The organism is Arcobacter suis CECT 7833 (assembly GCF_003544815.1).
GTDB classification, from domain to species: domain Bacteria; phylum Campylobacterota; class Campylobacteria; order Campylobacterales; family Arcobacteraceae; genus Aliarcobacter; species Aliarcobacter suis.
The window spans coordinates 191344-205434 of the sequence record NZ_CP032100.1 but is presented as its reverse complement, the minus strand read 5'-3'; the positions used below and the strand labels follow the sequence as shown (position 1 = coordinate 205434).

At 28.4% G+C, this 14091-nt stretch carries 15 protein-coding genes; 6 read left to right on the top strand and 9 right to left on the bottom strand.

The window, feature by feature from the left end:
• Positions 1–18: 18 nt before the first annotated feature.
• Positions 19–1350 carry an NFACT RNA binding domain-containing protein gene (locus ASUIS_RS01060; protein ID WP_118885304.1) on the bottom strand — a complete coding sequence of 444 codons (1332 nt, stop codon included), beginning with the start codon at positions 1348–1350 and terminating at the stop codon, positions 19–21.
• 86 nt (positions 1351–1436) lie between these two features.
• On the opposite strand from ASUIS_RS01060, the gene ASUIS_RS01055 reads away from it, so the two are divergent.
• Both ASUIS_RS01055 and ASUIS_RS01050 read left to right on the top strand, forming a co-directional pair.
• Complete coding sequence (locus tag ASUIS_RS01055; protein ID WP_118885303.1) at positions 1437–1757, top strand: cytochrome C; 321 nt, start codon at positions 1437–1439, stop codon at positions 1755–1757.
• 103 nt (positions 1758–1860) lie between these two features.
• The gene (locus ASUIS_RS01050) at positions 1861–3465 is read left to right on the top strand and encodes a DUF3373 family protein (protein WP_118885302.1); all 1605 of its coding nucleotides are present in this window, start codon (positions 1861–1863) and stop codon (positions 3463–3465) included.
• A gap of 23 nt (positions 3466–3488) precedes the next feature.
• Here the strand turns inward: ASUIS_RS01050 and ASUIS_RS01045 are convergent, their stop codons facing one another.
• A complete protein-coding gene (locus tag ASUIS_RS01045; RefSeq protein ID WP_226799948.1) occupies positions 3489–3965 on the bottom strand; it encodes a hypothetical protein in 477 nt (158 codons plus the stop codon).
• Between the two features lie 149 nt (positions 3966–4114).
• Between ASUIS_RS01045 and thrS the strand changes: the two genes are divergently transcribed.
• The 4 genes from thrS (at position 4115) to rplT (ending at position 7250) form a co-directional block, all read left to right on the top strand.
• Positions 4115–5923, top strand: a complete 1809-nt coding sequence (gene thrS, locus ASUIS_RS01040) for a threonine--tRNA ligase (protein WP_118885300.1) — start codon at positions 4115–4117, stop codon at positions 5921–5923.
• Between the two features lie 29 nt (positions 5924–5952).
• Positions 5953–6444, top strand: coding sequence for a translation initiation factor IF-3 (gene infC / locus ASUIS_RS01035; RefSeq protein WP_204513382.1), 492 nt, complete (start codon positions 5953–5955; stop codon positions 6442–6444).
• Between the two features lie 147 nt (positions 6445–6591).
• Positions 6592–6789: a 50S ribosomal protein L35 gene (gene rpmI / locus ASUIS_RS01030; RefSeq protein ID WP_108560858.1), complete on the top strand. Its 198-nt coding sequence runs from the start codon at positions 6592–6594 to the stop codon at positions 6787–6789.
• Positions 6790–6893: 104 nt separating this feature from the next.
• Entirely contained in the window at positions 6894–7250 is a 357-nt protein-coding gene (rplT, locus tag ASUIS_RS01025; protein WP_118885298.1) for a 50S ribosomal protein L20, read from the top strand.
• 71 nt (positions 7251–7321) lie between these two features.
• Here the strand turns inward: rplT and ASUIS_RS01020 are convergent, their stop codons facing one another.
• From ASUIS_RS01020 to glmM, 7 genes are all read right to left on the bottom strand, one after another.
• On the bottom strand, positions 7322–8515 hold the full coding sequence (locus ASUIS_RS01020) for a rhodanese-like domain-containing protein (RefSeq protein ID WP_118885297.1): 1194 nt from the start codon (positions 8513–8515) through the stop codon (positions 7322–7324).
• Positions 8512–8736 carry a hypothetical protein gene (locus tag ASUIS_RS01015; RefSeq protein ID WP_118885296.1) on the bottom strand — a complete coding sequence of 75 codons (225 nt, stop codon included), beginning with the start codon at positions 8734–8736 and terminating at the stop codon, positions 8512–8514. The genes ASUIS_RS01020 and ASUIS_RS01015 overlap by 4 nt, the downstream gene beginning before the upstream one ends.
• Positions 8737–8745: 9 nt before the next feature.
• Positions 8746–10215, bottom strand: a complete 1470-nt coding sequence (locus tag ASUIS_RS01010; protein WP_118885295.1) for an NAD(P)/FAD-dependent oxidoreductase — start codon at positions 10213–10215, stop codon at positions 8746–8748.
• A gap of 102 nt (positions 10216–10317) precedes the next feature.
• Positions 10318–10896: an NTP transferase domain-containing protein gene (locus ASUIS_RS01005; protein ID WP_118885294.1), complete on the bottom strand. Its 579-nt coding sequence runs from the start codon at positions 10894–10896 to the stop codon at positions 10318–10320.
• A 1-nt stretch (position 10897) separates the two neighbouring features.
• Positions 10898–12166, bottom strand: a complete 1269-nt coding sequence (leuC, locus tag ASUIS_RS01000) for a 3-isopropylmalate dehydratase large subunit (protein WP_118885293.1) — start codon at positions 12164–12166, stop codon at positions 10898–10900.
• 68 nt (positions 12167–12234) lie between these two features.
• The gene (lspA, locus tag ASUIS_RS00995) at positions 12235–12708 is read right to left on the bottom strand and encodes a signal peptidase II (RefSeq protein ID WP_118885292.1); all 474 of its coding nucleotides are present in this window, start codon (positions 12706–12708) and stop codon (positions 12235–12237) included.
• Positions 12705–14039 carry a phosphoglucosamine mutase gene (gene glmM / locus ASUIS_RS00990; RefSeq protein WP_118885291.1) on the bottom strand — a complete coding sequence of 445 codons (1335 nt, stop codon included), beginning with the start codon at positions 14037–14039 and terminating at the stop codon, positions 12705–12707. Before glmM ends, lspA begins: the two co-directional genes overlap by 4 nt.
• Between the last annotated feature and the right edge of the window lie 52 nt (positions 14040–14091).

The following is a 14091-nucleotide window of genomic DNA, read 5'->3' as shown; positions in this document are numbered from 1 at the left end:
TAATAATAAAAAAATCTTTCATTGGATTTTTACTATTATCGTAGTGTAAGGATTATATAAAACATTTGCACCTGATTGAATTTTTACATTTCTTCTTTGTGTATAATCAACTTCATAATTTCCAGCAAAATCTACTGAAAACTTTGCACACAACATTGCAGCTTGAGTTATCACACTCAAAGGAATCTCTTTTTTTGTATTTTGAACAATCACATGACATGAAGGTCTATCTTTTAAATGAAACCAAAAATCACTTGCTTTTGAATTTTCTAAAAGATATATGTTTTCTCGTTCACTTGTTCCTAACATAATTTTGTAACCCTCAAAATAAAAACTTTCATAAGTTTGAGCTTTTTTTGTTTTAATTTGATTTCTCTCTTTTTTTGGAGATAAAAATTCACACTCTTCTATGCTACTTGCATTATTAATATTATTCATAAGTCTTAATAAAAATTCTAATTTTTCATCTAAATTATCTTTTTCTAAAGAAATATTCGAAGCTTTTTGTTTTGCTCTTTTTGCTTTTTTAAATAATTCATTCGAATATTTTGAAGCTGATGCTTTCTCTTCTAAATCAATTTCAACTTCAACTCCTTCATAATTATAAACTTTTAGACTTTTTTGATAAGGTTTAATAATATGTAGATTTGAGAGTATCAAATTTGCTTTTTCATAAAACATATTTGATTCGATTTCTAATTCCTCTTTTTTAGGTAAAGCATCAATTGTCTTTTTTAATTTTTTTGCTTTTTTATCTATTTGAGAAATTTTTTGTTTTTTTACATTTTCTAAAGTTTGTTTCTCTTTTTCTTCATAAATTTCATATAAATACTCTTCTATGTTAGAGACTTCATCGATTTTTGGAATAAATGTTTGTTTTGGAATCTCTTCTAATTTTATTCCTACTTTTACAACTCTACTTGAAGAAAATTCATCAACATGCCTTAAAGCTTCAATAATTACCCTATTTTCATCTAAAATAATTATATTTGTATGTTTCCCTGTAAATTCTAATTGTAAAATAGTTGAGAGTTTTTTATAAGATGAAGAAGAATTAACTTTTATATTTATTATTTTGTCATCATTATATAGTTCCACATACTCTATTTTCGAGTTATTAAATCTCTTTTGTAAGGCAACATCAAAGGGTGCATTAAAATCTTTTTTTGAAGATAAAATTCTTCTACATTTAAAAATTGTGCTATTTCCTTTTGTAATATCAATATATATTATATTTGTATTATTAAACTCAATTATAATAATATTGTTATCAATTCTTCGTATATACTTGATATTATGGGCATTTGTAGCCAAAAAAGCTACTATTTGTTTTAATAAAAAATGTTTCATGATTGTTCACTTTTTGTAATATTTTCTAAGAGTTTTTTTATGTACATTAGATATAATGACATAAAATTTTTCACTAGGAGTATAACATGAAATTATTAAAAATTATCATGGCAGGAACATTAGCTTTAGGAATTGCATCAACATCTTTATCTGCTGATGCTGTAAAAGGTCAAAAATTATTTAGTAAATTACTAAAAGGTCCTTGTGATATGACAGGTGCAAAATTTGCAGCTAAACATACACAAGATGAGTGGAAAGAGATCAAAGATAGCGGTAAATTCGAGCAAGAAGTTATCAAAATTTGTCCAAATGTAAAAGCTGGTGATTTAAGTCAATCTGTACAAGAAAACATTATTGATTTTACAATTGAATTTGCAAATGATTCTGGAAATGTTCCAGCTTGTTAGGATTATAAGTTAGAGTTATAAAAAGGGTGGCTTAAAAATCACCCTTTTTTAATGCTTTTTTTAAATCATAATTATAATTGTAAAAAACAAAAAAAGGAAAAACATGAAAAAGAATTTAATCGTATTATCTTGTGTTGCTGCATTTGCTACAACATCATTTTCTAGTGATGTTAATACAGAAATGTTTAAACAAATTCAAGCATTAAAAGCTCAAATTGAAGCTTTAGAAAAAAAAGTTGCTGCACAAGAAACTGTACAAACACAAAAAGTTGAACAACCAACAGTTACAGCTATAGATGAAAAAAGAATAGAAAAAATAGAAAAAAAACTTGATAATGTTTCTAAAACAGCAACAGCTGCAAAAGTTCAAAGTGCTCAAGATAATCTAAAATGGGATGTAGATTTCCGAACACAAGTTGATAATATTCAATATAAACATGCTGATGGATCAAAGTCTGAAAATAATGCACTTTTAACAAATAGATTATGGTTAGGTGCGAAATATAAAGCTGATGATAATTCATCGTTTTTTGGTAAATTATCTTATAACAAAGCATTTGGAGATACAGCAGATCACTCTCAATCAAATACAAATCCAGGTTATGCAAACTTTGATTGGGTTACAAATGAAAATGCTACAGATAATACAATCAAACTAAAAGAAGCTTATTGGTTATATACAAAAGAGAGATTATTTGGTACAGATATTCCTTGGTCAGCATCAGTGGGAAGACGACCTTCAACAGATGGATTACCAATCAATATAAGAAATGACCAAGCAGCGAACTCTCCATTATCGCACACTGTTGATGTTGAATTTGATGGATTCTCAATAAAATTTGATACGGAAAATGTTACAGGATTTACAGGTTCTTGGCTTAAAATCTGTGGAGGAAGAGGTTTAACAAATGCAACTCCTAGATTTGATATGGCTACTGCCAATACAAATGGTGCATATTCAACAGATGATGAAAAGAATATTGATGTTGATATGTTAGGATTTATTGCTGTTCCTTATGATAATGGACAATATTCAGTTCATATGAATTATGCAAAAGCTTGGAATTTAATTGGATTTGATAGGCAATCTTTACAAAATTTTGATGGTGCATATAAAAATTATAAACAAAATCCTGATATGAATAATGCATATACTTTGCAAACAATGACTCCATCATTTAAAGATGTTGGGGATATAGATTTTGCAACAATTTTATTTAAAACAGAAGGAATAGGAAATGGTATTTCAGATTATTTAGATAATTCTATTGCTTTTGCTTCATTTGCGGCTAGTAAAACAAATCCAAATTCTTTAGGAATGTTAGGTTCAACTGATTCTGAAACAGGAACTTCAGTTTGGTTAGGAGTAAATGCACCTTGTCCTATTTTACCAGATAGTGCGAAAATTGGATTAGAATGGAATAAAGGAAGCAAATACTGGCGTCCTATGACTTATGGTGAAGATACATACGCTGGAAGCAAAATAGCAACGAGAGGTCAAGCTTGGGAAGTTTACAGAACTCAAAAATTAACTGATGCTTTAAGTTTTGGTCTTAGTTATGTATATATGTCTTATGATTATACAGGTTCAAATTCATTTTTTGGAGCAGATGGTACACCTATGACAATGGCTGAAGCTCAAAGTGCAGGTCAAAATCCAGTAGAAGAAGCTCAAGATATTAGAGCATATATGAGATATAAATTCTAAATAAAAGAGGAGAAATCCTCTTTTTATCTAAAACTATATTTATCAAAGTTGTAAATTACTTTTTCGGCTAACTCAATCATTTTTATATTTAAAATTTTAAAATCTTTATCTTTTATCTCAACTAATAATTTATCATATACATTTGAATAAGGATAAAGAATAAAATATATATACTCTTTTGATTTTGATTCTTTATTTAACTCTTTAAACCATAAAGCAAGAAGTGAAAAATAAAGCATTGAAGGATTAAACTCTTCATTTTGTTTTAGATTTTTTGATATCTCATTATTTATAAAATTGTATCCATCTAAAACTACTTTGACTCTATAATGTTTTCTATTTTCTAAATAGTAATTTTGTGGATATGTCACATTTGAAATTTGCTTTAACATATCACTACCAATATTATTAAATTTTTCAATTATCTCTTTATCCATAACATATTTTTCTATCTCTTTTTTATCTTTGTACGATAGAATCAAGTCTTTACAAAATAACAATAGGCTTTCTGTTTTTATTTTTGATAAGTTTAAAATCATGCTCAATTGTAACGAAAATTTACTAAATTAAGTTATATCTCAATTAGTTTAAGTCAGTTTGAGGTAAAATAATCGTAATTTAATAAATAATTAAGAAAAAAAGGAAATTATTGGAACCTATTGGTATATTAAAAGATGGTCAAGTCTACGACCTTCAAACTGCTTTGGCTTTAAATATACAAGGAGTTGAGATTAAAGCTGATGATTCAAAAGAATCTTTAGATATTTTAAGACACTCTTGTGCTCACATGATGGCTCAAGCTATCAAAGAACTTTATCCTGAAGCAAAATTCTTTGTTGGACCTGTTGTAAAAGAAGGTTTTTATTATGATTTTAAAATAGAAAGTAAAATTTCAGATGAAGATTTACCAACTATTGAAAAGAAAATGAAAGAAATCGCAGATAGAAAACTACCTATTACTAGACATGAAACCACAAAAGAAGAGTTTTTCGAAAAATTCAAAAATGATGAATTAAAACAAGCTGTTCTAAAAAATATCAAAGATGATACCTTAACAATATATAAACAAGGTGATTTTGAAGACTTATGTAGAGGTCCTCACTTACCAAATACTAGAATGATAAGAAGTTTTAAACTAACACGAGTTGCTGGTGCTTATCTTGGTGGTGATGAAAAAAATGAGATGATTACTAGAATCTATGGAATTGCATTTTTTGATAAACAAGCTTTATTTGATTACACAAGAATGATTGAAGAAGCTAAAAAAAGAGACCATAGAAAACTTGGAACTGAACTTGAACTTTTCACATTTAATGATGATGTGGGAGCAGGACTTCCTATGTGGTTACCAAATGGTGCAAGACTTAGAAGTAAACTTGAACATCTTTTATATAAAGCTCACAGAGTTAGAGGTTATGAACCAGTTCGAGGACCTGAAATTTTAAAAGCAGAAATGTGGAAAATCTCTGGACATTATGCAAACTATAAAGAAAACATGTATTTTACTACTATTGATGATCAAGAGTATGGAATTAAACCAATGAACTGTGTTGGACATATTCAAATTTTCAAAAACAATTTAGTTTCGTATAAAGACCTACCAAAAAAACTTTTTGAATATGGTGTTGTTCACAGACATGAAATGTCAGGAGCAATGCATGGATTATTTAGAGTTAGAGAATTTACTCAAGATGATTCACATATCTTTTGTACACAAGACCAAATAAAACAAGTAATTTTTGAAGTATTAGAGTTCGTTGATTCTCTTCTTAAAATGTTCGATTTTAAATATGAGATTGAAGTTTCAACAAAACCTGAAAAAGCGATTGGTGATGATATTTTCTGGGAAAAAACAACTGCTGGAATTATGGATGCTTTAAATGAAAAAAATATTGAATATGGAATTGATGAAGGTGGTGGAGCATTTTATGGTCCAAAAATCGACATTAAAATTCTTGATGCAATAGGTAGAAAATGGCAATGTGGAACTGTTCAAGTAGATATGAATTTACCACAAAGATTTAATGCTGAATTTATCAATGACAAAGGTGAAAAAGAACAACCAGTTATGATTCATAGAGCAATTTTAGGTTCTTTTGAAAGATTTATTGGTATTTTAACTGAGCATTGTGCTGGTGAATTTCCATTTGTTATTGCACCAACTCAAGTTATTTTTGTTCCAATTGCAGATTCTCATCTTGAATATGCAAAAGAGTTACAAAAAGCTTTAGTAGAAGATGGTATAGATTCTAAAATCTTTAATATGAACGAAAGTTTAAATAAAAGAATTAGAATGGCAGAAAAAGAGAGAGTTCCAATGATAGTTGTTATTGGAGATGAAGAGGTTGCTAATAAATCTATTGCTTTAAGAAATAGAAGAACTAGAGAACAATCAAACATGAGCAAAGATGAGTTTATATCAATGCTAAATGACATAATAAGCGGGAGCAAAATTTGAGTAAAGACAAAAGAAAAGACGATGTAATCATGAACGAAATGATTACAGTAAAAGAAGTGAGATGTACAGGTGATGATGGTACTAATTATGGAATAATAAGTACAGCTGAAGCACTTCAAACTGCTGATAGTTTAGGTTTAGACTTAGTTTTAATTGCTCCTGATGGAAAACCTCCAGTTGCAAAAATCATGGATTATGGTAAATTTAGATACCAACAAGAAAAAAAGAAAAAAGAAGCTAAAAAAAATCAAAAAGTTATTGTTGTAAAAGAGATAAAACTTTCTGTTAAAATTGCTGAAAATGATGTTAATTATAAAGTAAAACATGCAAGAGAATTCATAGAAGAAGGAAATCATGTTAAATTTAGAGTTTTTCTAAAAGGTAGAGAAATGGCTAATCCACAATCTGGTGTTGATGTTTTAAATAAAATCTGGCCAATGATTGAAGATATTGCAGTTATGGATAAAGAACCAAAACTAGAAGGAAGATACGTTAATATGATGGCTCTTCCAAAAAATTAATAAATTTTACTCCAAATTAAAAGAAGAGTTTTACTCTTCTTTTGCTCCAAACAAATCTAATCTTAAACTTATAATAAGTAAATCTTAAGTATAATCCAAAACTTTTTCATGTATGTGAAAACGCAAATTTATAAGGAGGATTCTTCAATGCCAAAAATGAAAACTGTTAGTGGCGCTTTAAAAAGATTTAAAGTGAAGAAAAACGGGTCAATTAAAAGAGGTTCTGCTTTTAGAAGCCACATCTTAACAAAAATGACTCAAAAAAGAAAAAGAAATCTACGAGGACCAAAAACTGTTCATAAAACAGACGCTGGAAGAATACTTGTAGCATTATGTAAAGCGTAATTACTTAAAAAATTAAGTAATTTTTGTCCCTCCATCAAATGATGGAAAAGTTCAGCAATTTGCTGACACCTTATTAGAAATAATGGTTAAGAAAGGAAATATATATGCCTAGAGTTAAAACTGGTGTTGTAAGAAGAAGAAGACATAAAAAAGTATTAAAAGCTGCTAGAGGTTTTTTCAGTGGTAGAAGAAAACACTTTAGAAAAGCTAAAGAACAATTAGAAAGATCTTTAGTTTATGCTTTCAGAGATAGAAGACAGAAAAAAAGAGACATAAGAAAATTATGGATTATAAGAATCAATGCAGCTTGTAGATTAAATGATATTAACTACTCAAGATTCATGAACGGATTAAAATTATCTGGAATTGAATTAGATAGAAAAATCTTAGCTGATATGGCTATGAATGATTCTGCTGCATTTGCATCTTTAGTAGTAACTGCTAAATCTGCACTAAAATAAATTTGCACAAAACACTAAAAAAGGGTTAGAAGTTTTACTTCTAACCCTTTTTTTATGCCTTTATAAAAAAATTATAATAAAGGTTCATTTACATCAATTTTACAATTATTATCTTTGCAAGAAATATTTGCGTCAAAATAATAAATTTCACTAATATCTAATTTTGCATCATTCAATTTAGACCAAGCATCAATAGATCTTCCACCTGCAGTACAATTAAATACAATAGTTTTATTTTTTGGTAACTTTTCAAATAACTCTTTTGCAGTTAATTTTGCTGCCTCAATATTAATAGCACCTTTAATATGACCATTTTTAAACTCATTTGGTGAAGTAACATCAACTATTTGAATATATGAAGGTAGTTTATTTTCTAATATCTGTTTTTTTAGCCACTCACCATCAACACTTCCTTCATCATTTCCAAGTTTTAAACCATTTTTACTAAATTGCTCTTTTTTTGGAGTTACTTCATTAACTTTTTCATCAATTGCAGATGCCGTAGTACTTAAACCTCTTTCTTTCCAAGCAGGAAGTCCACCTGCATAAACCATAACATCTTTATAATCTAAAGATATTAATTTATTAGCAATTATATGTGACTTTTCACAAGTATATCCTCCACAAAAAACAACTATTTTCTCATTTTTATCAATTGGGAATCTTCCAATTAATTTAGTTAAACTTGTATCTGGAATTGAAATTGCTCCAGGAATAGTTTCTTGTAAAAATTTTACATAAGGTCTTGCATCAACAATAAATGCAGAATTCTTTTCTTGATATATTTTTATAGCGGATGTATCAATCTCAAGATAACTCAATTTAGCCCATTCAGGTTCTCCTCCTGAATAAACTTTTACAGTTGTATGACCTTTATCTTTTAGTTTTTGTGCAACAATTGGGCTTTTTGTACAATTGTATCCTCCACAATAAACTATAAGTTCTTTGTCCATTGGAATATCTTTTAATACAGAATAGTATTCATCAAATTTTGTATCTGGAATATTTAAACTTGAAGGAATCGTTCCTTTTTGATATTTTATTTCTGGTCTAGCATCTATTAAAATTGCATTTACACCATTTTTATTACCTTGATTTATGGCTTTTTTTACATAATCAAAATCCACTTGTTCCAATTGATATTTTTTAACTAATTCCAAAACAGCTTCTGTTGGCGCAGAAAGATTTTCTACTTCTGCCGAAAAACTTCCTATTCCTATTAAAAGAAAACTTGATACGATTAAACTCTTAAATCTCTTATTCATTTTGAATTCCTTTTAAATAATTTAATTAAAAATCTTGGTATTAAAATTAGTATATAAATAACAAATGTAAAAATAAGAGGATGTAATCCTCCTAAACCATAGGCTCCTGATTTTGGTAAATCAAATATATGTTCAATTGGATGAGTTAATAACTCTTTGTAATGCATAGCAATTGTCAAAATAATCAATATACTTACAATAATTAATAACTCTTTTTTCATTTAGATCTCTTAAGCTTTACCGCTTAACATTCCATACTGTGTCATAGGTTTAAGTAAATAAACTTTTAGTAACCACCAAATATATCTTTCTTGTGTAGGATCAAGTGGAAAAGATGGAGTTGGTTTTGCAGTCCAGTTAAATTCAGCTAACATAACTTTTCCAATATCAGTAATTAATGGACAAACTGTATATCCTTCAAATTTAGCTGTTGACTCTTTTCCTTCCATAACGGCAACTAAATTATCAACTAAAACTTTATATTGTTTTCTTACTGTTCCACCTGTTTTCCCCATAGGAACAGCTGCAATATCACCTAAAGAAAAAATATTTTTATATTTAACATGTTGCAAAGTTTCTTTATCAACAGGAACCCAACCTTTTGTTGAACCAATAGCTGATTTTCCAATTTCATCAGGAGCTTTTTGAGGAGGTGTAATATGTAATAAATCAAAAGGAACTTCAATGTTTTCATGTTTAGTAATTGTTTCATACTCTTCTAAATCTTTATCATAGGCACCTTTTTCTTGCCAATGTTTGTCAAATGTAGCTGTTTTTTTAGCAATATCTACACTTGTTAAATTATGATTGAAATTCCATTTCATATCTCTTGCAATAAATTGTTTTTCTATTGCATCGGCATATTCTTTTACACCAAATAATTTTCCAGAATCTGTATAAAATGTCAATTCGGCATTTGCTCTGGCATTTGCTTCATTTAATCTAGCATTTGTAAGATACATAACTTTTTTAGGGGCTCCTCCACATTTAATTGCAGTATTAGGATCTGTAAATATACCTTTTACTTTTTGTCCATCTTTTGCTTTTTGAATGAATTTTTGTGTTTGTTCCCACATTGCAATTGATGAATCAATGTTATAAACAGATGTTATTCCTGAATTTCCAAAAACTTTTAATATTTTAGATGCATCTCCAACAGTGTATGCATCTCCAATCTCTTCTAAGCCTTTAATTGCACCAAAATCTAATGCAATTCCTGCTGCAATAATTAAAAAATCATAACTTAAAGTTTCTCCTGATTCTAAGGCAACTTTATTTGCTTCAGGATTAAAATCAATTGCTTTATCTTTTAAAAGTGTAACTCCACTTGGTAAAAAATCTTTTGTATTATAATCAATATCTTCTTTTGTATAAATTCCAGCTGCAACTAAAGTACTTCCTGGTTGATAAGATACTGATTTTGGATTTGGTTCAACTATTGTAATATCAGGATTTGATAAAGTATTAACTAATCTTGCAGCAGTAGAAATACCAGCTAATCCTCCACCAATAATTAATATTTTTCCTGTTGCATCACTTGCTTTTAATTCTGTTGCTGCATTTGCATCAGATCCGCCACCCATTAAATAAGCAGCTGATCCAAGTCCTGCTAATCTAAAAGCTTCTCTTCTTGAAATTCCAGCTTTTTTAATTTCGCAATCAACTAGCTCTAGCGCCTTATCTAGTTCATTCTTTATCATTTTATTTCCTTTATTTTAATAATAGCTATAAACTTAGGATAACAAAAAAGATATAATAGAAGACTTATATACGATTCATTTTTACTTTTAACTATTATAAGTCTAAATTATATAATTTAAACTTTCCTCATACTCTTCTTTATTATTAATATTTAGAAACTCACTATTATTAGGGAACTTTAATATTTTATTTTTATTTTTATTTATTAAGTAAGCAATTTTGTGTATATCATTTTCAATCATAGTTTTAATAGTTAAACTTATATTAGAAGAAAAAACTCCACATAAATTATGTGTTTTTTCTGTTTGTGCAATACAAATATCATAATTTATTGAAGCATCAATTAATTTAGATATAGAATCAATTGATACAAGTGGTGTATCTACAGTTATTATAAATATTTTTTGATTTTCAAATTTTTTAAATATTGTATCTAAGGCTAATATTGGTGAAAAGATATCTTTATTTTCATCTAAAATTAGGAAGTTTTTTTCTAAGAAATCGAATTTATCTACTTTCGAAGATATATAAATATTTTTAAAATAAGGTTTTAATCTATCGTATTGATATTGAATTAAAGTTTTAGAAGTTGAAAAGGGAAGAAGAGATTTATCTTCTCCCATTCGAGAACTTTTGCCTCCACTTAAAATTACACAAGTAATTTCAAAAGGAGTTTTCATTTTATAAACTTCTTGGATCTGTAATATATCCAGAAATTGCAGATGCAGCTGCTACTGCACTATTTGCTAAATAAATTTTTGAGCTTCGTGAACCCATTCTTCCAACAAAGTTTCTATTTGTTGTAGAAATACAAACTTCTCCATCACCTAAAATTCCCATATATCCACCTAAACATGCTCCACATGTAGGATTTGATACAACTGCTCCTGCATCAACTAAAATGTCAATATATCCAGCTTTTGTTGCGTCTCTTAGGATTTTTTGAGTTCCTGGAGTTAAAATAAGTCTTACATGTCGTGCAACTTTTTTATCTTTTAAAATTTCAGCTGCAACTTTAAAATCTGATAATCTTCCATTTGTACATGAACCTATAAATACTTGATCAACTCTAATATTATCAGCTACTGCTTGAGAAACTGAGTGACCATTTGATGGTAAAAATGGATATGCAATAACTGGTTCTAATTTTTCAACATCAATAACAATTTCTTGACAATAAACAGCGTCAACATCGCTATAATGAATTTTTGGTTCAGCTCTTAAAGATTCTCTTGAATCTAAAAACTCTTTTGTGATTTCATCATAAGCCACAATACCATTTTTAGCACCAGCTTCAATAGCCATATTACATAAAGAGAATCTATCATCCATTGATAAATATTGAATTGTATCACCTGTGAATTCTAAAGCTTTATATAAAGCTCCATCAACACCAAGTATTCTAATAATTTCTAAGATTAAATCCTTTCCAGTTACAAATGGAGCTGGTTTTCCTTTGAATACTACTTTGATTGATTCAGGAACTTTAAACCAGTTACCACCAGTAATCATTCCAAATGAAATATCTGTTGACCCCATACCTGTACTAAATGCTCCTAAAGCACCATGTGTACATGTGTGTGAATCTGCACCAATAATAACATCACCTGGGATTACTAAACCTTTTTCTGGTAAAAGGGCATGTTCGATTCCCATATCTTTTTCATCGAAAAAGTATTTCAAATCATGTTTATAAGCAAAATCTCTTGAGATTTTTGCTTGATTTGCACTTGCTATATCTTTTGCAGGAATAAAGTGGTCAAGTACAATAGCAAAACCTTCTGGATTTACTAGTTTCTCAAAACCACCATCTTCAAATGCTTTTATTGAAATTGGAGTTGTAATATCATTTCCAATTACCATATCAATTGGACTTCGAACTATTTCTCCTGCATATACTTTATGACCTACATGTTCACTAAAAATTTTTTCTGTTATTGTTTGACCCATATTAATTTTCCCTGTCATTTTCTAAAATTTGTTGGATTATAGCTAAATTTATTTTAAGCTACAAAAATCTACGATTTAATCTCTTTTTGCTTTTTTTCTTCTCTTGATTGTCTAATTTGTTTATAAATAACTATTACAACTGCTAAATCTATCATTACATCTGCTATGTTAAAAATTGCGAATTCAAAACCATAATGCCAATAAAAATAATCAACAACCCCACCATAAGTAAATCTATCTAAAATGTTTGATAATCCACCTGCATAAAGTAATGCTATTGGCAAATAATACTCTTTAAAAACACTTTGATTTTTAAATAAATATAGAGTTGCGATTAAAACAATAGCTAATTGAATATATTTTAAATTATGCTCCAAAAACGAAAACATGGAAAATGCAACCCCATAATTATATGCTAAGTTCAAAGACATATATGGACCATCAACATTCCAATTTAAATTTGCAAATCCAAATTTAACAACTTGGTCTATTATAAAAACAACTATAAAAATAGTTATTGCAAGTTTTAATTCTCTATTCATAATACTTTTTTAAAAAATGATTTTAAAGTTTCCATTGCATTTTCAACATCTTTTTTATTTTTTCCTTCAAGAAGTAATCTAATTTTATTTTCAGTCCCTGAATATCTAATTAAATCTCTAATTCCTTTTTCTCTAATTGGCTTTAAAATCTCTTCTAAACCTTTTATTCTATCTAAAGGAATTTTTTCTATAACTTTCATATTATGTAAAATTTGAGGATATAATTCAAATGGATTTAATACTTCACTAGCTTTTTTACCAGATTTTAAAATAAGTGCTAAAACTTGTAAAGCAGAAGCTAATCCATCCCCCGTTTTTGCAGTATCTGAGAAGATAATGTGTCCACTTTGTTCTCCACCAAAATTGATGCCTTTTGCTTTCATAACTTCAAGAACGTATTTATCTCCAACATCTGATCTAAATAATTCAATTCCTTTTTTAGATAAATAATCTTCTAAAGCTTTATTTGACATAACAGTTGCAACACAGCCATTACCTTTAAGCAATTTTTCTTCATTTAAATAGTTACATAAAGCACCTATTAATTTATCCCCATCAACAACTTCACCTTTTTCATCAATAATAACTAATCTATCAGCATCTCCATCAAGTGCAAGTCCAATGTCAGCTCTATATTCTCTTACTAATTTACCAATATGTTCTGGATGCATAGCTCCACAATCTTCGTTGATATTAAATCCGTCTGGTTTATTATTTACTACAATTACATCTGCACCTAATTCCTGTAAAATTGTTGGTCCAACTTTATATGCAGCACCATTTGCACAATCAAGAACAATTCTTAACCCACTTAAATTTAAATCTCTTGGAAATGAACTTTTAATTGATACAATGTATCTTCCAATAACATCATCAATTCTTTTTGAAGCACCAATGTTTCTTCCAGTTACTTGTTCTGTTTGCATTAATTCACTATCATTAAAAATTGTTTCTATTGCTTTTTCACAAGTTGTATTTAATTTATCCCCATGATTATCAAAAAATTTAATTCCATTATCTTCATAAGGATTGTGAGAAGCTGAAATCATAATTCCTGCATCACATCTCATACTTTCAGTTAAATAAGCAATTGCAGGAGTTGGCATTGGACCTATTTGAATAACATCATATCCAACAGCTGTTAATCCACTAACAAGGGCATTTTCAATCATATAACCACTTCTTCTTGTATCTTTTCCTACAAGTATTTTTTTAGTTGTTGAATGTTTTCTAAAATATATACCAGCAGCTTTTGCTAATTTTAATACAGTAATTGCATCCAAAAAATCACCAGCTTTTCCTCTAACACCATCTGTTCCGAATAGTTTCATTAAATCTTCCTAAAATTAAACTCTGTTTAAGTTACTTTAGGTAATATTCTAC